19 protein-coding genes are annotated in these 18411 nt (G+C 67.7%); 7 read left to right on the top strand and 12 right to left on the bottom strand.

The genetic code is table 11. The features are described 5' to 3' along the window. Nucleotides 1–123 precede the first annotated feature (123 nt). The 7 genes from RIA68_02445 to RIA68_02475 all read right to left on the bottom strand — a co-directional run bounded on the left by RIA68_02445 (nucleotide 124) and on the right by RIA68_02475 (nucleotide 3981). Nucleotides 124–516: a hypothetical protein gene (locus RIA68_02445; GenBank protein ID MEQ8316293.1), complete on the bottom strand. Its 393-nt coding sequence runs from the start codon at nucleotides 514–516 to the stop codon at nucleotides 124–126. Next, nucleotides 513–812, bottom strand: coding sequence for a hypothetical protein (locus tag RIA68_02450; GenBank protein ID MEQ8316294.1), 300 nt, complete (start codon nucleotides 810–812; stop codon nucleotides 513–515). The genes RIA68_02445 and RIA68_02450 overlap by 4 nt, the downstream gene beginning before the upstream one ends. Nucleotides 813–931: 119 nt before the next feature. Beyond that, nucleotides 932–1237, bottom strand: coding sequence for a hypothetical protein (locus tag RIA68_02455; protein ID MEQ8316295.1), 306 nt, complete (start codon nucleotides 1235–1237; stop codon nucleotides 932–934). A 159-nt stretch (nucleotides 1238–1396) separates the two neighbouring features. Then, on the bottom strand, nucleotides 1397–2818 hold the full coding sequence (locus RIA68_02460) for a TlpA disulfide reductase family protein (protein MEQ8316296.1): 1422 nt from the start codon (nucleotides 2816–2818) through the stop codon (nucleotides 1397–1399). Between the two features lie 143 nt (nucleotides 2819–2961). After that, nucleotides 2962–3420, bottom strand: a complete 459-nt coding sequence (locus RIA68_02465) for a PA2169 family four-helix-bundle protein (protein ID MEQ8316297.1) — start codon at nucleotides 3418–3420, stop codon at nucleotides 2962–2964. 75 nt (nucleotides 3421–3495) lie between these two features. Continuing rightward, nucleotides 3496–3705: a hypothetical protein gene (locus RIA68_02470; GenBank protein MEQ8316298.1), complete on the bottom strand. Its 210-nt coding sequence runs from the start codon at nucleotides 3703–3705 to the stop codon at nucleotides 3496–3498. A gap of 96 nt (nucleotides 3706–3801) precedes the next feature. Next, entirely contained in the window at nucleotides 3802–3981 is a 180-nt protein-coding gene (locus RIA68_02475) for a DUF1328 family protein (protein MEQ8316299.1), read from the bottom strand. 457 nt (nucleotides 3982–4438) lie between these two features. On the opposite strand from RIA68_02475, the gene RIA68_02480 reads away from it, so the two are divergent. The 4 genes from RIA68_02480 to RIA68_02495 are packed head-to-tail and all read left to right on the top strand — an operon-like array spanning nucleotide 4439 to nucleotide 10263. Next, nucleotides 4439–5677: an aminotransferase class I/II-fold pyridoxal phosphate-dependent enzyme gene (locus RIA68_02480; protein MEQ8316300.1), complete on the top strand. Its 1239-nt coding sequence runs from the start codon at nucleotides 4439–4441 to the stop codon at nucleotides 5675–5677. Further along, complete coding sequence (locus tag RIA68_02485) at nucleotides 5662–7344, top strand: hypothetical protein (GenBank protein ID MEQ8316301.1); 1683 nt, start codon at nucleotides 5662–5664, stop codon at nucleotides 7342–7344. Before RIA68_02480 ends, RIA68_02485 begins: the two co-directional genes overlap by 16 nt. A gap of 51 nt (nucleotides 7345–7395) precedes the next feature. Continuing rightward, nucleotides 7396–9231 carry a hypothetical protein gene (locus RIA68_02490; protein ID MEQ8316302.1) on the top strand — a complete coding sequence of 612 codons (1836 nt, stop codon included), beginning with the start codon at nucleotides 7396–7398 and terminating at the stop codon, nucleotides 9229–9231. A 3-nt stretch (nucleotides 9232–9234) separates the two neighbouring features. After that, a complete protein-coding gene (locus tag RIA68_02495) occupies nucleotides 9235–10263 on the top strand; it encodes an aspartate-semialdehyde dehydrogenase (protein MEQ8316303.1) in 1029 nt (342 codons plus the stop codon). A 74-nt stretch (nucleotides 10264–10337) separates the two neighbouring features. On the opposite strand, the gene RIA68_02500 is transcribed toward RIA68_02495, so the two are convergent. Then, the gene (locus tag RIA68_02500) at nucleotides 10338–10616 is read right to left on the bottom strand and encodes a hypothetical protein (protein ID MEQ8316304.1); all 279 of its coding nucleotides are present in this window, start codon (nucleotides 10614–10616) and stop codon (nucleotides 10338–10340) included. Between the two features lie 293 nt (nucleotides 10617–10909). Here RIA68_02500 and RIA68_02505 point away from each other — a divergent pair, with 293 nt between their 5' ends. Next, the gene (locus RIA68_02505; GenBank protein MEQ8316305.1) at nucleotides 10910–11119 is read left to right on the top strand and encodes a hypothetical protein; all 210 of its coding nucleotides are present in this window, start codon (nucleotides 10910–10912) and stop codon (nucleotides 11117–11119) included. 144 nt (nucleotides 11120–11263) lie between these two features. Next, the gene (locus RIA68_02510) at nucleotides 11264–13975 is read left to right on the top strand and encodes an AAA family ATPase (GenBank protein MEQ8316306.1); all 2712 of its coding nucleotides are present in this window, start codon (nucleotides 11264–11266) and stop codon (nucleotides 13973–13975) included. Between the two features lie 3 nt (nucleotides 13976–13978). On the opposite strand, the gene RIA68_02515 is transcribed toward RIA68_02510, so the two are convergent. Then, nucleotides 13979–14857 (bottom strand): alpha/beta fold hydrolase, encoded by an 879-nt coding sequence (locus RIA68_02515; protein ID MEQ8316307.1) that lies wholly within the window; start codon nucleotides 14855–14857, stop codon nucleotides 13979–13981. Nucleotides 14858–14898: 41 nt separating this feature from the next. Then, on the bottom strand, nucleotides 14899–15483 hold the full coding sequence (nbaC, locus tag RIA68_02520) for a 3-hydroxyanthranilate 3,4-dioxygenase (protein ID MEQ8316308.1): 585 nt from the start codon (nucleotides 15481–15483) through the stop codon (nucleotides 14899–14901). Nucleotides 15484–15554: 71 nt separating this feature from the next. Between nbaC and RIA68_02525 the strand changes: the two genes are divergently transcribed. Further along, nucleotides 15555–16097, top strand: a complete 543-nt coding sequence (locus RIA68_02525) for a DinB family protein (GenBank protein ID MEQ8316309.1) — start codon at nucleotides 15555–15557, stop codon at nucleotides 16095–16097. On the opposite strand, the gene RIA68_02530 is transcribed toward RIA68_02525, so the two are convergent. Both RIA68_02530 and atpD read right to left on the bottom strand, forming a co-directional pair. Further along, nucleotides 16098–16826, bottom strand: a complete 729-nt coding sequence (locus RIA68_02530; GenBank protein MEQ8316310.1) for a DUF4253 domain-containing protein — start codon at nucleotides 16824–16826, stop codon at nucleotides 16098–16100. A gap of 66 nt (nucleotides 16827–16892) precedes the next feature. Beyond that, a complete protein-coding gene (atpD, locus tag RIA68_02535; protein ID MEQ8316311.1) occupies nucleotides 16893–18332 on the bottom strand; it encodes a F0F1 ATP synthase subunit beta in 1440 nt (479 codons plus the stop codon). Nucleotides 18333–18411: the final 79 nt, after the last annotated feature.

Genomic DNA, 18411 nt, shown 5'->3' on the forward strand with positions numbered 1-18411 from the left:
GCGGGCTCGCAGCGGTTCCGTGAGAGGGCGACGAAAGGGCCACAAGAAGGCCGCCCGGGGCCTGGTTGGGCCCCGGGCGGCGATCGATGGGAACAGGGATTCTCTTTTGCCCGCCGGACCGGGCTACTTCGCGGCCTTGCCCAGCAGGCCGGCCAGGGTTGCCAGCCGAGCGGCCGTCGTCGCGCCCTTGAGCAGCGTGCCGGGACCGACCAACAGCGCGAGCACGCCCACGCCGGCGGCGAACGCGGCGGGGTGGTCCTTCACGAACTGGATGGCGGCCGACGCGAGGTCGCCGCCATGCGAGTTCGAGCCACTGTCGTGACGGCGGGCGGCGGCGATGCGGAGGTTGAGCTTTGCCTCCTCGATCGTTTGCGGCTTGACGCGAGCGCTCGAGCGGATGGACTCCTGCCGGGCGGTCAGCCGGGCGCGGGCCGTGCTGGCGGCGGGGTGGCGTCGCGCGCTGTGGGGGTGCTGCGGGCGGTTTGGTTCGGGCGTGTAGCCGCGCTGGGAGATCATGACGGATCGCCTCCAGCGGCGCGCATGCGGCTGCGGGCGACTCCTGCGAGCGCACCGCCGGTGATGAGCGCCGCGCCGCCGATGATGGCGAGCGCCGCGGCGATGCCCAGGGCCTGCGCGAGCGCCCACGTTGCACCGACGAGCACGGTGGCGACGCCGAGCATCGACAGCGTCGAGGCGCCCACGATGACGACGCCCCAGAAGGCCAGGTCGGCGCCGGTGCGGCGGAGCTGCCTGCCCTCGGCTTCGAGCAGCTCGACCGCGGCGATGAAGGTGTCTGCAGCCTTTTCGAGCATGGTCTGGCCCCCCAGTGGGCTCGATCGAGTTCCGTGACGGAGCACGCCGCCCCGAGTCGAAGTTGGCGGCCCCCCGCTCGCGCTCGAGCGGGGGGCGTAGGAGAGAGACAAACCGGTTGCTAGCGGCGGACGCCCCGGGCGATCAACGCGCCCGCCACGGCGGCGCCGGCGAGCCAGAGCAGGGGGCGCTGGGAGACCTCGAGCGCGAGCCGGTCGTGGGCCTCGGTCGCTTGTTCCCTGGCGGCGTCGGACATCTCCTGGGCCTTGGCGGTGGCGGCGTGCGCGACGTCGGTCGCGCGTTCCGTGCCGCGCTGGGCGACGTCGTTGATGAGGGCGGCGACGTCGGCCTTGAGCGACGCGAGGTCATCGCGGATGGCGTCGACGTCGGCCTTGGGGTCGGCGGTGCTGCTGCGGTTGCTGGACATTGGTGCCTCCTGTTCTCGATCGCCCGGCCACGTGCGTTCGGGTGCGTTCGGTCGCCGGACACTGAGATATTCCCGGGCCCCGCTGACCGCATGGTGAAGCGCGAATGAATCGTGGCTCATTCGGCGGCGGTCGGGCCTGGAAGAAGCGAGTTTGCGGCGCTAGTTCTCGCCCCGCAGCCGGGTGATGGTCTCGGCGAGCTTGGTCTTGATCTGCGGATCGGCCCCGACGTGGCGATCGACGATCACGCCGTTCTGGTCGACGACGACCATGGTCGGAATGCCGGTCACGTCGTAGTCGGCGGCGGCCGCGTCGCCCCCGAGCAGGAGGAGGTACTCGAAGCCCTTCTCCTTCATGAGCGCGGCCGGGTCGCCGTTTTCCCAGGCGTTGACGCCCATGACGACGACGTCCTGGTCCTTGAACTGCTCGTGGACCTCTTGCAGCTTGGGCATCACCATGAGGCACGGCGCACACCAGGTGGCCCAGAAGTCGAGCACCACGATCTTGCCGCGGTAGTCCGAGAGCGTGTGCGTGTTGCCTTCGGGATCCTGCAGCGTGAAGTCGGGGGCGGGGATGTTGAGCGCGGGCTCGGGTCGTCCGGCCGCCTGACGTTCGTCCGCGGGCGGTTCGAAGGCGATGGCCTCGAAGCCTTCGGGTGTCGGAAGCGAGAATGGCTGGGCGGGATCAAGCAGCGTGGAGAGCGGGGCCGCGCCGGGCTCTGCCCAGTTCACCTCGTCGAGCAGTCGCGAGGCTCGAGCAACGGCGGCCGACGTGTCGGCCGGGCTGGCCAGCGGCTCGATGCTGGTAATGGTCGTCCGCGAGATGCCGTCGCCGACGCTTCGGTTGTCGTCGCCTCGCACGTCGTAGTAGACCAGCTCGTTGCGCCGGGGCAGGTGGTCGTCGACGCCGAGATACCACCACGCGCCGAACGCGTAAGTCTCGGGAAACTCGGCAAGGTCGACGTAGATTGCGTCGGTGACTTCTTCGCCGATGAGCACGCGGCCATCGTTGATGGGCGGCACACGCGGCTCTCGATCGACGATGGGACGGCCGACGAGCATCTCCCACTCCGAGAGCCACTGCAACGCCATCCAGGCGCCCGAGCCGGCAAGCAGCATCTCGGCGTGCTCGTGCTCGGCCTCGACGACCGCGCGTTGGCTGGCATCGATCATGCGGACGGCCTCGTCGTCCATGGCGAAGGCGAAGGGGAGCGGCGTGCCGTCGCCGTCTGGATTCGCGGCAAGCCCGAAGGCGACGACGTGCCATTGCGGCCGAAGGTCTTGGCTGAGCAAGCCAGCGCGATCGGCCGTGCTGCTTCGGGCGAGCACGAGCCGAGCGGTGGTGTAGGGTTCGCGTGATGCCTGGGCGCCGACACCCTCTCGGGTGATGGAGATCGCGAGTGCGTCAGCGTTTCGGAGCGCGTGGTCGGCGGACCGAAGCAGCGTGAGCCCGTCAGCCCTCTCTTCGCGGGCCTCTTGCAACGCCTGCAAGCCTTCCTGCGAGGCCCGCGTGGACGAGACGGGCTCACAGACAAAGACGCACGCGATCGTGGAGAGGACTACGCGGCGTGTGAGCGTGTTCATGGCGATTCCCCTCTCTCACGATGCTCCGAAGGTCGACACCGATGATATGCGAGGGGCAGACGCGCAAAGGCGAAGCGGCCACCCGGCTGAATGCCGGGGGGCCGCCCGCTGGGGGTTGGGATTGGACTACTTGGCTTCGGCGATCAGCCGCGGGCGTCGCGCATGTCGCGGATGGTGTCGTGCGTCTCCTTCACCGAGGCGTACTGATCGGTGAGAACCGCATTCAGGGGGCTGCCAGCGGTTTTCTTCAGGACGTCCTCGTAGGTGCCCTTGATGGAGTCTTCGCCGCGCTCTGCCTCGGCCAGCACGGCGTGTTCGTCGCCGTTCTGGATGGTCCCGCGAAGGCTCAGCCACCACCGGTGGATAGATCCCGTCGCGGTGCCGCTTTCAGGTGCGTCGGCGTTGTTGACGTCCACAACCCGCTTGAGCTGATCAGCGAACTGCGCGCGACGCGTCGAACACTGGTGGAAGTAGCCTGCAATGTCGGCGTTCTCGATGTTCTCCGCCGCGGTCTCGAAGCCCTTGCTTGAATCGATGTTGATCTCGATCAGTGACTTGATCCCGTCGACGGTGTCCTTGTCGAGGTTGGTAATGGTCTCCATCGTGGATGCCTCCTTGGGAGCATTCTGCGTTGTTTCGTTGGCGTTCTGCGCCGTGCCTCTTGAAACGACTGCCGATCAACCGAGATCGTCGACGGTGTCGTCCACGGCATCGGCCGCATCATCGACAGCATCGTCCACGGCGTCGCCGGCGTCTTCGATGGCATCTTCGGTGTCATCGGCCGCGTCCTCGCAGCCGACCATCGTCGAAGAAAGCCCGAAGAGGGTGATGGCCGATGCGGTTGCGAGGCTACGAGCGATCAGGCGAGTGTTGAATCGATTGGTCATTGGGTACTCCTTACGTGTTGTGTCGTGTTTCGGTCTCGTCGTGTTGATTCTAAGTCGCTGCAGAGCGCGGAAGCGGCTCGGTGCGACCGCAATCTCTCACGCCGCGCTCGCCTTTCCGCGACGCACCAGGCCGAAGATGAGCGACAACACGAACAGCACGAGGAAGAGGAAGAAGAGGATCTTGGCGATCGCTGCCGCTCCGGAGGCGATGCCACCGAAACCAAAGATGGCCGCCACGATCGCGATCAAGAAGAAGGCCAGTGCCCAACCCAACATTGTGAATCTCCTACGCTGCGTACCGGGTTCTCGAACTGGGCTCGCTTATCGGTGGTACGCAACCGGTGCAAGCCATCGTTGATACGCCCATAGCTTCTCCCCCGCGCGTGAATCGGTCGTTGGCGGCGGGTGAATCCGGCGTCATCTTGCAATTGCTGCGTTTGGGCGTTGGCCGGAGGAGTGCGGCTTCCGGGCTCGCAGCCGCTTTCTTGACCGCTTCGGCATCGTGGCTATGCTCTGCCCGACATGCATCAAGAGTCCCGGGATGCCTCACAAGGTCCCGGGCGGCAACCGAGCGGGTCAGCAGACCACGCCACGGTGCCGAGGCCAGCCCCGGCGTGGGGAACGATGCGGTCGAGGCCGTCCATTTCGGACGACGCTCGGCAAAACAAGCGGCGATGCTCGCCGCGTCCACGCCAGCACTGGAAGCTCTCGATGCTGTGAAGGAGTTCACGGCATGGGACACGCATCCACTCACGACACGCTCGAACCGTCGACGCTCTGCCCGGGCATCGGTCGCGGTGCCGGAGACGGGGCGTCGCTGACGACGCCGATCGTCCAGAGCACGACGTTCTGCCGCGAGGGCGTAGGAAGCGATCCCGCGCACCAGTACTCGCGGGTCAGCAATCCGACCGTCGCCGTGCTGGAAGAGGCGCTGGGCGCGTTGGAGGACGCGCCGCCGGCGGTCTGCTTCGGCACCGGGCTGGCGGCGGAGACCGCGCTCTTCCTGGCGGTGCTCCGCGCCGGCGATCACGTCGTATGCGGCCGATCGGTCTACGGCGGAACGGTCCGTTTGCTGCGCGAGGTCTTGCCGACCCTTGGCATCGAGGCGACGTTCGTCGACACGACCGACCTGGACGACGTGCGGCGGGGCCTGCGTGGCAACACGAGGCTGGCGTTCGTCGAGACGCCGAGCAATCCGGTGCTCGAGGTCAGCGACGTCGAGGGCATCGCGGGGATCGCCCGCGCCCACGGGGCGCTGCTGGCGGTCGACAACACGTTCCAGACGGCCGTGCTGCAGCGGCCGCTGGACCTCGGGGCCGACGTCTCGGTGTACTCAACGACGAAGTTCATCGATGGACACTCGCTGGCGCTCGGCGGGGCCCTGGTCGCACGCGACGAGGAATTGCTCGACCGCATCCGCTTCATCCGCAAGTGCACGGGTGCGATCCAGTCGCCGTTCAATGCATGGGCGACGATCAACGGACTGAAGACGCTGCCGCTGCGGCTGGAACGCCAGAGCGCGACGGCCCTGTCGATCGCGCGATGGCTGCAGGCGCACGCGGACGTCGAGGTGGTCAACTACCCCGGGCTCGCGGGCGGTCGGCGCGAGACGCTGGCAGACCGCCAGCACCGGGCCGTGGGTGAAGAAGGACCATGCCACGGTGCGGTACTGAGCTTCGAGGTCCGCGGCGGGCTCAAGGCGGCGCGAGTCGTCGCCGAGTCGCTGGAGCTCTGCACGCTGGTCGAGCACGTGGGCTCGGTTGAGACGCTGGTGACCCATCCGGCGACGATGACTCACGCCGACGTGCCAGCCGAGCACCGCCGCGCCTGCGGCATCGCCGATGGGCTCTTGCGGCTGAGCGTGGGGCTCGAGCCGGCCGCGGCGATCATCGCGGACCTCGAGCACGCTATTTCGAAGGCGACAGGCGTCGCCGAGCGATCGGAGGAGGTGGTCGCATGCGCCCGGGCGTGATCGTGCTGAAGTTCGGCGGGTCGGTGCTGACCGATGAGGATGACCTGCGCATCGCCGTCCACGAGGTGTACCGCTGGCGTCGGCTGGGCTGGCGCGTGGTCGCCGTGGTCTCGGCGTTCGCGGGCCGGACCGATGCGCTGCTGGCGTCGTATCGGCTCGAGGGCGTATTCGCCGATCCGCACGCAACGGCAGCGATCATGGCCTGCGGCGAGCGGGAGAGCGCGGCCAGGCTCGTTGGTTGCCTTGATCGCCTGGGCGTCCCCGCGGTGTTGCTCGATCCCTGTGCGATCGGCCTGAGAGCGCGCGGCGGGGCCCTCGACGCGATGCCGCTGGGGTTCGACCGTTCGTTGGTGGCGGGTTCGCTCGAGGCAGTGGGCTGCGTGGTCGTGCCGGGCTTCTTCGCGTCCGACGGGGCGGGCCGGATCGTCACGCTCGGGCGAGGGGGATCCGATCTGACGGCGCTCGTGGTGGCCGATGGACTGCGGGCGGATCGCTGCGTGCTCGTCAAGGACGTCGACGGCCTGTACGAGCACGATCCGGCGGCGGACGGGCCCCGGCCGCGGTTGTTCGAGCAGGCCTCGTACGAGGACGTGCTTGAACTCGATGGCTCGATCGTGCAGCACAAGGCGGTGCGCTTTGCTCGTGACCGGGGGATCGGGTTCGAGGTCGGGTGTGCGGGCGGGGCGAGCACGACGCGCGTCGCAGCGTGTCGCTCGGTGCTTGCGAGCGAGCGGTGCCGGGTTCGACCGACTCGCGTGGCCCTGCTGGGGCTCGGCGTCGTCGGTGGGGGCGTGCTCGAGTTGCTCTCGCACATGCCCGACCGGTTCGAGTGCGTCGCGGCGTGCGTTCGAGATCCTCGAAAGCATGCGGAGTCGCGCGAGCGCCTGGGGATCGCGCTCTCGACCGACGCCGTCGAGGTCGCCAGTTCCGGCGCCGACGTGGTTGTCGAGGCGATCGGGGGCGTCGAGACCGCTCGGCAGTCCATCGAGGCGGCGTTGCTTGCCGGCAGCCACGTGGTGACGGCCAACAAGGCCGTGTTGGCCCAGCACGGCCGAGAGCTGCAAGAACTGGCGAAGCTGTGTGGACGAGAGCCGCGGACTTCGGCGGCCGTCGGCGGCGGAACGCCGATGCTGGAAGCTGTCACCCGGCTCGACGCGACCAGCGTCCGCGGCGTGCTCAACGGCACGGCCAACTTCGTGCTCGAGCGGCTGCGTATCGGCGAAACGCTCGAAGGCGCGATCGCCGAGGCGCAGCGATCGGGGCTGGCCGAGGCCGATCCGTCGCGCGACCTGGACGGACGTGACGCGCGCGACAAGCTCCGAGTGATCGCGCAAGCGTGCGATCATGCGATCGATCGGGTGGACATCAGTCGGGCTGACGTGCGCTCGGCGCGACCTGGCGTCCGGAGCCGGCAGATCGCGTCGCTGTCTCCTGACGGCGTTGCCCGAGTTGCGATCGAGGAGGTCGAGGCCGGTGATCCGCTGTTCGAGGTCCCCGGCGAGTGGAACGCGGTGAAGATCACGGGTTCGGATGGGCGGTCGTGCGTGGTTCGGGGGCGCGGTGCGGGGCGGTGGCCGACGGCCGAGGCCGTCATCGCCGACCTGCTCGACCTCCAGCGTGAAGCAAGCTTCACGCGGAAGCGAGGCCGGAGCCTCGCCACGGCCTGATGACATCGCTCCGCTACCCTTTGGACACCATTGCTCACCAGGGAGGGTTGCATGCTCACACGCAAGATCGGAAAGCTGATTCGTGGCAAGGTCACGCCGGTACAGGTGAGCATGGCCTGCGTATTGGGCGCCATGATCGGCTTCGTGCCCAGTGCGAAGACGTCTCCTGCCCTGCTCTTGTTCTTGCTCGCGTTGCTTCTCATTCTCAACGCAAACCTGTTCGTGGCGACGGTCGTGGCGGCGGGTAGCAAGGTACTGAGCTTGTTGATCATGCCGGTGCAGTTTGGCGTGGGGCGTGCGGTACTCGATGGTCCGCTGGGGGGGCTGATGGGCTCGCTCATCAACGCGCCGGTGCTGGCGTGGTTTGGCTTCGAGTACTACGCGACTAGTGGCGGCCTCGTGCTCGGCGTGGTCGTCGGCGCCATCGCGGCGACGGCGATGGTGCTGGCCATCGGCCGCCTGAGACGAACGCTTGCCGGGCTCGAGGAAGGCTCGGACCGCTACAAGCGGACAACGAGCAAGAAGTGGGTCCGCGGCCTGGTGTGGGTGTTCTTCGGCAAGCAGAAGAAGACGTACGCCGAGCTTGCCGAGAAGCGGGTCGGGCTGCCCGTGCGGCCGCTGGGCATCGTGGTTTCGGTGCTCATGGTCGGGCTGGCGTGGATCGCCACGATGTTCCTGGCCGAGCCGGTGGTGACCTACGCGCTCAAGACCGGTCTGGAGCGCGCGAACGGTGCGACGGTCGACGTGGGCAGCGCCGATATCGATCTCTCTGATGGTCAATTGATCGTGACGTCGCTGGCCGTGGCCGACCCCGAGGACCTGACGACCGACGTCTTCCGGGCCGCGCGGCTCGAGGGCAATTTCAGTAATGCCGATCTGCTGCGCAAGCGCTTCGCGATCGATCGGCTCGTCGCCAGCGAGGCCTCGACCGGCGAGCAGCGGGCGACGCCGGGCGTGCTGGTCCGTCCGCGGCGGGAGCCGCCCGAGCCCGAGGGCGAGGGCAAGACGCTCGAAGACTACCTCGAGCAGGCCGAGAAGTGGCGCGACCGGCTGCGGCAGGTCCGCGAATGGCTTGAGAAGGCCAGCGACAAGAAGCCGGGAGAGGAAGACGCGGGCCCCGGTGCTCCGCCCGAGGAGGAACAGGAGACGTTCCGCGATCGCCTCGAGCGAGAGATCGCCGAGAAGGGGTACGCGTTCGTGGCCGCCGACCACCTGGTGGATGACGCGCCGACGTTCCTGGTGCGTGAGATCGTGGTCGAGGGCATGACGTCGGCCGACGTGCCGGGCGAGGTCTTCGACGCTCGCGCCGAGAACGTGTCGACCCAGCCCTGGCTCGTCGACGGGGCGCCCAAGGTCACGGTGCGGAGCCGGTCGGGTTCCTACGAAGCCGACGTCGCGCTGGGCTCGGCGGCTCGCGGCGGGGGAAACTCGACGCTGCTCCTCGCGCGGCGGGGTATTCCGGCCGACTCCGTCTCAGCCGCCCTTCGCGCTGGTGGCGACCAGCCGTTGCTGGCGGGCGGGACCGTCGACGCGGTGATCGAGGGCGCCTTCCGGCCGGATTGGATCAGCCTTCCGCTCAACGTCTTGGTCCGGGGCTCGACCATCACGCTGCCGGGCGCGGGCTCGGCGCAGGTCGACGAGTTGCGGTTGCCCATCGGCGTCACGGGTCCGCTCGATGCGCCCGTGCTGGACATCGACACTCAGGCGTGGAGCGATGCGCTCGTGCAGGCCGGTGCCACGCAACTCGCCAACGAGCTGCGCGGCGAGGTGCAGGAAGAGATCGATCGTGCCCGCGAGAAGGTCGAGGAGAAGATCGGTGACGAGGTGCGCGATCGGCTGGGCGGCCTGCTGCCGGGTCGCAAGAAGCCTGAAGACGGTGGGGGCTGAGCCGTGAGTGCCCGTACATCACCGCTGCAGGAGTCGACGATCGCGGTCGTTGGTGCTTTTGGGCTCGTGGGCCGGGAGGCACTCTCGATCCTGGCCGAGCGGAGCGTGCCGCGCGAGCGAGTGCGTGCCCTGGGTTCGTCGCGATCGGCCGGCACGGTCTTGCCGTATGCGGATGCCGAGTTGACCATCGCAGAGCTCCGGGAAGGTGTGCTGGAGGGCTGCGACGTCGCGATCTTCTGCGCCGACGCCGACACGGCAAGGTCGCACGTGCCGGCCGCCATCGACCATGGCGTGCGCGTCGTTGACAATTCGTCGGCGTTCCGCCTCGACGAGTCGACGCCGCTGGTGGTGCCGGAGGTCAATGGGCACCTCCTCGACACTGCTCCCATGCTGGTCGCCAACCCGAACTGCTCGACCATCTTGTTGTTGCTCGCGGTCGAGCCCATCCGCCGGGCGTTCGGCGTGGAGGCGGTGCTGGCTTCGACTTATCAGGCGGTCTCCGGGGCCGGCCGGGCAGCGGTGCGAGAGCTGTTCGACCAGACGCGAGACGTGCTCGACGGCCGGGCGGCCGAGGCGAGCGTCTTTCCTGTGCCCTGCGCGTTCAACGTGTTCCCGCACGAGTCTCCGGTTGACATGGAGACTGGGCTGAACGTCGAGGAGTCGAAAATCATCGCCGAAAGCCGAAAGGTCCTTGCAGAGCCCGATCTGGACGTCGTGCCGACGTGCGTGCGGGTGCCGGTCGAGCGATGCCACAGCCAGTCGATCACGCTCGACCTGGCGCGGACGGCGACGCTTGGAGCGGTGGCTGAGGTGTTCGGCGCGTTTCCAGGTGTCGCCTTCAACGGCGACCCGGCCGCGCTAATGACGCCGCGCGACATCGCTGGCACCGACCTTGTTTCGATCTCCAGGCCTCGGCTGTCGCGGAGCGGCCGGAGGCTGGGCGTGTGGACGTGCGGCGACCAGTTGCGCAAGGGCGCCGCCCTGAACGCCGTGCAGATCGTCGAGCGGCTGGCGGGTGTGGCCGTCGGCTGAGGCCACAGCGCGGGCCAGAGGCACGAAAAAGCCCGGCCGAGAGCCGGGCTTGCATCATCGATGGATTCGAACGATCAGAAGGGGTTGGGGTAGGAGCTCAGTCGGCTGGGACGATCGACGTACCAGACCTTGCGCCAGTCTGCCCGCAGCATGCGAGTGTTCTCGCTGTTCATGATGGCATACTCGTTGTCAGCGTCGACCCACCGCTTGTCGAGCGTCTCGAGCTCCGGGGCGACGTTCCAGCGGAGGTAGGTGTGGCGGCCCGTCGATCCGCAGCCGGCCAGCAGCGACACGCCGGTCGCGGTCAGCAGGGCTGAGATCAGGACGCGGCGGGTGGTCTGGCTGCGGGTCATGAGGGCCTTCCTTTGCGGTCTCGCATGGCGGCGGTCGGGGCCGCGGACACTCTCGTCGAATCCTACCGGCCACGCGCTTCCGGGGTTGCTCCCATCGACGCGGCAGGCCGCTGTTGTACGTTGCTGCGGCGGCCCGGTCAAGCCCCACGGGAGCCCGTTCGAAGACCAGTGATCGGCGGTTCTGGTCGTTCTGGGTCGATTTTCGGGCCGGCTCGTTCCCCGTGATCGGGAAGGGTTTGGGTCGGTCGCCGCTTCTATTCGAGCCGGGCTCCTAATCGGCCGAAAATGGCTTTATGACAGTGCCCAGCCTCATCAACGCCAGCGTCGGCAACTCGGTCAGCATGGCGGTGGCCAGCAAGCAACTGGACGCCGCCCGAGCCGAGGGTCGGGCCGTCAACGCCCTAATCGAGAGTGCAGCAGAGGTCGCACGGGCCAGCCGCGGAGCCGTCTCGGCGACTCCCGGCGCGAGCGAGACCGGCGGCCGCGTCGACGTGACCGCGTAGCGGCCGCCTCTGCCAGTCCGGCAGCCAGGCACGCCCGACTGACCATGTTCGAGCCCTGGAACCCGATTGATTGGCCCTCCGGTGGGGTCCGAGTGTTCGGCGCGCCCTTTGTACGTTGGTTCTCCGGATTCGGAGGACCCGCTCATGACGCCCGACAAGCTCACCACCGCCGCTCAACAGGTGCTCGCCGCTGCTCAAGCTTCCGCTCTCGGATACTCGAACCCCGAAGTGGGATCGCTGCACGTCTTGGCCGCCATGCTGGAGGACCAGCATGGACCGGCCCGATCGGTGCTCGACAAGGCCGGCGTGCGAGCCGACCGCGTGCTCCAAGTAGCCCAGGCCGAGCTCAAGAGCCTGCCGACGACGTCCTCGGCCGCCGGCCAGACCGGGCGCGAAGTCATGGGGCTGCTGCAGAAGGCCGACCAGCACGCCAAGGCCATGGGCGACTCATACATCGCCACCGAGCACCTGCTCCTTGCGTGCGCTCAGGAGGGCGGTGCCAAGCGCGTGCTGGATGCGGTTGGCGCCTCGGCCAAGGCAATCGAGCAGGCCATCAGAGACGTGCGCAAGGCCAGCGGCGTGCAAAACGTCACCGATCAGAACGCCGAGACCACCTACGAGGCCCTGAAGAAGTACGCCGTCGACCTTACCGAGAAGGCCCAGCAAGGCAAGCTCGACCCGGTCATCGGCCGCGACGAGGAGATCCGCCGCACGATGCAGGTGCTCAGCCGGCGGACGAAAAACAACCCCGTGCTCATCGGTGAGCCGGGCGTGGGCAAGACGGCGATCGCCGAGGGGCTTGCGCTGCGGATCGTGAACGGAGACTGCCCCGAGGGCATGCGCGATAAGCGGATCATGGCTCTAGACGTCGGCCAGTTGCTCGCCGGCGCCAAGTACCGCGGCGAGTTCGAGGAACGGCTGAAGGCGGTGCTCCGCGAGGTGACTGCCAGCGAGGGCGCGGTCATCCTGTTCATCGACGAGCTGCACACGATCATCGGCGCCGGCGCGGCCGAGGGGGCGGTCAGCGCTGGGAACCTGCTCAAGCCCGCCCTGGCGCGGGGCGAGCTGCGGTGCATCGGCGCGACGACGCTGGACGAGTACCGCAAGCACGTGGAGAAGGATCCGGCTTTTGAGCGTCGCTTCCAGCCCATCTTCGTGGGCGAGCCCTCGGTGGAAGAGACCGTGGCGATCCTGCGTGGGCTCAAGGAACGCTACGAGGCCCACCACGGCGTGCGCATCCAGGACGGGGCGATCCTCGCGGCGGCCCAGCTCAGCCAGCGGTACATCGCCGATCGCTTCCTGCCCGACAAGGCGATCGACCTGATCGACGAGGCCGCCAGCCGGCTTCGCATCGAGAATGACAGCATGCCCACCGAGCTCGACGAGCTGCGGCGGCGGATCATGCAGCTCGAGATCGAGCGCGAGGCGCTCAAGCTCGAGGAGTCGAGCGACGGCAGTGCCAAGGAACTCGGGCGGATCGAGAAAGAACTGGCCGAACTCCAAGAGAAGAACCGCGCCCTCACCAGCGAGTGGGAGGCGGAGAAGGCCGAGCTCGATCAGGTCAAGAGCATCAAGGAGACGATCGACGCCAAGCGCGTCGAGCTCGAGCAGGCCCAGCGGCGGGGCGACCTGGAGACCGCGGCCCGCATCCAGTACGGCGAGATGCGTGAGCTCGAGGCCGAGCTGGCCAAGGCAGACGAGGTCTTGCGGGAGAAGGCCAAGCAGGGCGACCTGCTGGTCAAGGAAGAGGTCGACGCCGAGCAAGTGGCCGAGGTGGTGGGCCGGTGGACGGGCATCCCCGTCGCCCGCCTGGTCGAGAGCGAGCGCGACAAGCTGACGCGCATGGAAGAGCACCTCCGCGAGCGGGTCATCGGCCAGGACGATGCGCTCCGGCTCGTGGCCGACGCGGTCCGCCGCAGCCGGGCGGGGCTGGGCGATCCCGACCGGCCCATCGGCAGCTTCCTCTTCCTCGGGCCGACCGGCGTGGGCAAGACCGAGACGTGCAAGGCGCTCGCGCAGTTCTTGTTTGATACCGAAGAAGCGCTCGTGCGCATCGACATGAGCGAGTACATGGAAAAGCACGCCGTGAGCCGGCTCATCGGTGCGCCCCCTGGGTATGTTGGCTATGACGAGGGCGGGGCGCTGACCGAGGCTGTCCGCCGGCGGCCGTATTGCGTCATCCTGCTCGACGAGGTCGAGAAGGCCCACCAGGACGTGTTCAACGTGCTGCTGCAGTTGCTCGATGATGGCCGGCTGACCGACGGGCAGGGCCGCACGGTCGACTTCCGCAACTGCATCGTCGTGATGACGAGCAACCTGGGCAGCCAGAAGATCCAGCAGATGACCGAACAGGGCGCCGAGGACTGGGAGATCGAGGCCGCCGTGCGCGACCTCATCCGCCACGGCCCGGGCGTCGACGTCGCCGGCAAGGGGCTCAACCCCGACATGGAGAGCGGCGAGATGAACGCCCGGCTCAACGTAGACCTGCGCGGCGCGTTCTTCCGGCCCGAACTCCTCAACCGCATCGACGAGATCGCCGTGTTCCACCAGCTCAAGAAGGACCAGCTGGGCGCGATCGCCGACATCCAGCTCGAGCGCTTGCGGCGGCGGCTGGCCGAGCGCGACATGGCTATCGAGCTGAGCGACGCGGCCAAGGCCCAACTCGCCAGCGAGGGCTGGGATCCCGCCTACGGCGCCCGGCCGCTGAAGCGGGCGATCCAGCAGCGCATCGAGAATCCACTGGCAAGCCGCATCCTGGCGGGCGAGTTCGGAGCGGGCGACACGATTGCGGTCGATGTGCAGGGGACGAGCTTCACGTTCAGCAAGGCCGGGACGCCCGAGCCGGCGACGGGCTGAGAGCTACCTGGCGACGAATTCCGGTGGAACAGGGCCCTCGGCTGACGACCCTTGTTGCTTCGGCAGAGCTTGCCCCCGCATGTTCGCGTGCTGTATCGCACTCGAGATGGCGTCGCGGATGATCTCCTGCCGTCCCCACAGCACGAAGTGCCCCGCCCCCTCGACCCTCACCGTCTCGACGAGTGGCGATCCGGTGAACGCCTCCTGCATGTACTCGACGTTGGCGTACGGCACGAGGCCGTCCCTGGTGCCGTGTACGATGACGACCGGGCAGCGCACGCGCACCAGCACCGCATCGAGCCGCTCGGTCTGCTCGCGGGCCGCGAAGATCTCGGCGTTGCTGACGCGGAGCATCCGGGGCAGGACGGGGCCGAGCGCCACGCCCACGTAGTTGAACCACCGCGGGTCCTCGAGGTCTGGATCGAGCGAGCCGGCGATGATGACGATCGCCGCGACGCGATCGGGATGGTCCGCGGCCATCCGGGCGATGATCGGGCCGCCGAGCGAGTGGCCCACAAGCACGGGCCACGTACCCTCACGCTCGACGAGCAGTGGCTCGAGGGCGGCGGCCTGGTCGGCGAATGAGGTCAGGGCGGGGCCTCCGGTCTTCCCGAAGCCCGGCCGATCGACGCTGATGGACTCGACGCCGTCGATCGGGTTGCGCACGAACTCGGCAAAGGCGCCGGCGTCGCCGGGCGTGCCGTGAACGTAGATCAGTCGAGGCTCGGCTTCGCTCCCGCTGCGGACGTAGGACACCGCGTTGCCACGTACGGCCCTGGTGATCCTTCGGTCGAGGTCCTTAGTTGACATGTCCACGTCGCCGAAGGGCGAGCAGCCGCCCAAGCCGGCCAGCATCGACGCGACCAGCCACACCAGGGTCATTCTCGCGCATTGGCACCGAACGATTGTCCGATACGCCACGCTCAGCCCCCGCCCAGCGGATCCATCTCGAATTCGGGCGCCCGTGTGATCACATAGCCGCATTTCTTGCACGTCCGGCGTTCCACCGGTCCGTCCCAGAAGTCATCCATCACCTTGTGCAGGTCACGGTCGATGTGTTCGAGTTCGAAGTAGTCTTCGTAGACGAGCTCATCGTCTTGGGGGCAGTACCACTGGAGCCCATCCTTCTGCGGGTTGCCGTTCTCGTCGAAACCGCGCGGGAACTCGACGATGAGACCCAATGTGTCGGCCGGTCGCTGCGGGCGGTGGGGCACCCATCGTGGCAGCAGGAAGAGCTCGCCTTCGCGCACGATCACGTTGTGCGGCGGGCTGCCATCGAGCGGCCGAACGCGGACGGCGATGTCGCCCTTGAGCTGGTAGAACAGCTCTTCGGTCGGGTTGACGTGGAAATCGTTGCGCGTGTTGGGGCCCTTGGACACAAAGATGATCGCGTCGCTGCTCTCGTGGAAGAACTGCTTGTTCATCACCGGCGGCGTGAAGGCCTCGGGATGCTCGTCGATCCACTGGAGCAGGTTGATGGTGGGGAAGGTGGTGCCGGTGGTGGTCATGGCCGGGCCTCCTGGTGGGTGCGATTGATGCTACGCCGGCCCGCTACCCTCGGGCGAGAGGGGGTATCACCATGGCCGATCCGGCGGATCGCTTCGAACCAACCTACTTCGTCGATCGGCTGCGGAGCTTTCCAGCGTTGCTCGACGCGATCCTCGCCGACCTGCCGGAGGCCAACTGGCGATGGAAGCCCCGGCCGGAAGACTGGGCGATCGCCGAGGTGATGGGGCATCTGGCCCGCGAAGAGCGCGAGGACTTCCGGCCGCGGCTTGAGCGCACGCTGCGCGATCCGACCGAGGCCTGGCAGACGATGGACCCGCAGGGCGACGTCACGAAGTTCGACGATCTCGCCGGCGATCCGCGAGCGTTCCTTGACGAGTTTTCGACGCTTCGCCGCGAGAACCTCGCCTGGCTCGCGTCGCTTGGCCCCCTCGACCAGATCGACTGGAGCCGGGCGCACCATCACCCCAAGGGCTTCGTGATCCACGCCGGGGACCTGCTGGCAAGCTGGGCCGACCACGACACGCTCCACGCCCGCCAGCTCATCAAGCGTCGGCACCAGTTGATCGAGCGAGCGGCGGGGGGATATGGGTGTGTGTATGCGGGGGAGTGGTGATCAGTCCCACCAGAAGAACCAGCGTGGTGCGTCGAGCAACTCGTTGGCGAGGCGTTCGATCGTCTCGGTGCCCTGATCGACGATGTCTGCGCAGTACCAGAAGTGCTCCAGCGCAAGTTCGACCGCCGCTTCGCGTGTGGTCGGGGGGCGGGAGACCGTGAATTCGAGGGTGTCGTTCGAACACACAACCAGCTCTGCACCAAACGTCTCCTGCCATTGCTTCACGTATGCAACGTGTATCCATGGCATCGGACAGTCATTCCACGCGCCGTATGCGATCGCTCCGATGGCCTCGGCGCCGCTTCGCGCCGGCACGTGTGCGAGCAGCAGCGATTCAACCGGCTCGCCTTCTGGATTGAGTAGTACGAGGAAGTCGTCCGGATCGGTCATCTGCCCGGGTTCGTCGGGCCATTCACCGCGCTCGGGATACTCGATGCCCTCTTCGGCCATCTCGGCCGATTCGCGTTTGCGCTCGGCAAGGAATTCGGCGGCGGCCTCAGGGGTCGCTTTCGCCATCACGTCCTGGTGTGTCCATGGGCCACTCTCGCCGAGTTCGATGAACTCGAGATCTTCGACCTGGCCGAATGCATCGACCGGCGGCCCGAGCAGCAACGGGTAGATCCCGGACTTCTCTGTTTGCGCGCGTAGTTGCCGCCAACGCTCGACGGCACGCGTTGTCGGAACGGACTCGATCCGGATCTCGCCGCACAGCGCCTTCTTGCTTTCCAAGACTGGAACCCCATGAAAAAGGGCGACCCGAGGGTCGCCTGATTGATCAGCCCTTTCGGACCCGCGCTACGCCTTCGCCGCCATCTTCTCGGCCTTGGCCCGGGCGTCGTCGAGGGTGCCGACGTACATGAAGGCGCTCTCGGGCAGGTCGTCGCCCTCGCCGTTGACCAAGCGCTCGAAGCTGTCGATGGTGTCTTCCAGGCTCGTGTAGATGCCCGGGAAGCCGGTGAAGACCTCGGCCACGTAGAACGGCTGGCTGAGGAAGCGCTCGATCTTGCGGGCGCGGCCCACGATCAGCTTGTCCTCTTCGCTCAGCTCGTCGACGCCGAGGATGGCGATGATGTCCTGCAGGTCCTTGTAGCGCTGCAGGATACGCTGCACGCTCTGGCTCACCGCGTAGTGACGCTCGCCCAGCACGCTGGGGTCGAGGATGGTCGACGTCGACGCCAGCGGATCGACGGCGGGGAAGATGCCCTTCTCGGCAATCGAACGCTCGAGCACGACGAACGCGTCGAGGTGGGCGAACGCGGTCGCGGGGGCCGGGTCGGTCAGGTCGTCGGCCGGCACGTAGATGGCCTGCACCGAGGTAATGGCGCCCTTGGCCGTCGAGGTGATGCGCTCCTGGAGCTCGCCCATCTCGGTCGAGAGCGTCGGCTGGTAGCCCACGGCCGACGGCATGCGGCCGAGCAGCGCGGACACCTCCGAACCCGCCTGGGTGAAGCGGAAGATGTTGTCCACAAACATCATCGTTTCCTTGCCCGATGCGTCGCGGAACTCTTCGGCCATGGTCAGGCCGCTCAGCGCGACGCGGAGGCGGGCGCCGGGGGGCTCGTTCATCTGGCCGAACACCATGGCCACCTTGTCGATGACGTGGGCGGTCTGGCCGTTCTCGTCGGTGTACTCGGCCTCCTGCATTTCACGCCAGAGGTCGTTGCCTTCGCGGGTACGCTCGCCCACGCCGCAGAACACGGAGTAACCACCGAACTCACGGGCCACGCGGGCGATCATTTCCTGGATGATGACGGTCTTGCCCACGCCCGCACCACCGAACAGGCCGATCTTGCCACCACGCACGAAGGGGCAGAGCAGGTCGACGACCTTGATGCCGGTCGGCAGGATCTCTGTGTTGGGGTTCAGGGCCGTGAACTCGGGCGAATGGCGGTGGATGGGCTTGCGGCCGCTGGCGTTGGCCGGGCCGCGGTTGTCGATGGGCTCGCCCAGCAGGTTGAACACGCGGCCGAGGACGCCCTCGCCCACGGGCACGCTCACGGGCTGGCCCGTGTCGGTGCAGGTCATGCTGCGACGCAGGCCGTCGGTCGAGCCCAGGGCCACGCAGCGGACGCGACCACCGCCCAGGTGCTGCTGCACCTCGCCCACGAGGGTGAGCTTGCCGGCGGGGGTGTCGGCATCGACCGTGATGGCGTTGTAGATCTCGGGCAGGTCGCTCTCGGCGAACTGCGCGTCGAAGGTGGAGCCGATGACCTGCGTGATGGTGCCTTGCGCCATGTGGAATGGTTCCTCGGAGCCGAGTATGCGAACAGAGACGAAACGGGCCTCTCAGCGGCACCGTTGGGGGACGCAAGGG

The organism is Phycisphaerales bacterium (assembly GCA_040217175.1).
GTDB lineage: Bacteria > Planctomycetota > Phycisphaerae > Phycisphaerales > UBA1924 > JAHCJI01.

What these genes read in the sequence shown, in the direction of transcription:
- RIA68_02445 (MEQ8316293.1), bottom strand. Translation starts at nt 516, where the DNA reads ATGATCTCCCAGCGCGGCTACACGCCCGAACCAAACCGCCCGCAGCAC.
- RIA68_02450 (MEQ8316294.1), bottom strand. Translation starts at nt 812, where the DNA reads ATGCTCGAAAAGGCTGCAGACACCTTCATCGCCGCGGTCGAGCTGCTC.
- RIA68_02455 (MEQ8316295.1), bottom strand. Translation starts at nt 1,237, where the DNA reads ATGTCCAGCAACCGCAGCAGCACCGCCGACCCCAAGGCCGACGTCGAC.
- RIA68_02460 (MEQ8316296.1), bottom strand. Translation starts at nt 2,818, where the DNA reads ATGAACACGCTCACACGCCGCGTAGTCCTCTCCACGATCGCGTGCGTC.
- RIA68_02465 (MEQ8316297.1), bottom strand. Translation starts at nt 3,420, where the DNA reads ATGGAGACCATTACCAACCTCGACAAGGACACCGTCGACGGGATCAAG.
- RIA68_02470 (MEQ8316298.1), bottom strand. Translation starts at nt 3,705, where the DNA reads ATGACCAATCGATTCAACACTCGCCTGATCGCTCGTAGCCTCGCAACC.
- RIA68_02475 (MEQ8316299.1), bottom strand. Translation starts at nt 3,981, where the DNA reads ATGTTGGGTTGGGCACTGGCCTTCTTCTTGATCGCGATCGTGGCGGCC.
- RIA68_02480 (MEQ8316300.1), top strand. Translation starts at nt 4,439, where the DNA reads ATGGGACACGCATCCACTCACGACACGCTCGAACCGTCGACGCTCTGC.
- RIA68_02485 (MEQ8316301.1), top strand. Translation starts at nt 5,662, where the DNA reads ATGCGCCCGGGCGTGATCGTGCTGAAGTTCGGCGGGTCGGTGCTGACC.
- RIA68_02490 (MEQ8316302.1), top strand. Translation starts at nt 7,396, where the DNA reads ATGCTCACACGCAAGATCGGAAAGCTGATTCGTGGCAAGGTCACGCCG.
- RIA68_02500 (MEQ8316304.1), bottom strand. Translation starts at nt 10,616, where the DNA reads ATGACCCGCAGCCAGACCACCCGCCGCGTCCTGATCTCAGCCCTGCTG.
- RIA68_02505 (MEQ8316305.1), top strand. Translation starts at nt 10,910, where the DNA reads ATGACAGTGCCCAGCCTCATCAACGCCAGCGTCGGCAACTCGGTCAGC.
- RIA68_02510 (MEQ8316306.1), top strand. Translation starts at nt 11,264, where the DNA reads ATGACGCCCGACAAGCTCACCACCGCCGCTCAACAGGTGCTCGCCGCT.
- RIA68_02515 (MEQ8316307.1), bottom strand. Translation starts at nt 14,857, where the DNA reads ATGACCCTGGTGTGGCTGGTCGCGTCGATGCTGGCCGGCTTGGGCGGC.
- nbaC (MEQ8316308.1), bottom strand. Translation starts at nt 15,483, where the DNA reads ATGACCACCACCGGCACCACCTTCCCCACCATCAACCTGCTCCAGTGG.
- RIA68_02525 (MEQ8316309.1), top strand. Translation starts at nt 15,555, where the DNA reads ATGGCCGATCCGGCGGATCGCTTCGAACCAACCTACTTCGTCGATCGG.
- atpD (MEQ8316311.1), bottom strand. Translation starts at nt 18,332, where the DNA reads ATGGCGCAAGGCACCATCACGCAGGTCATCGGCTCCACCTTCGACGCG.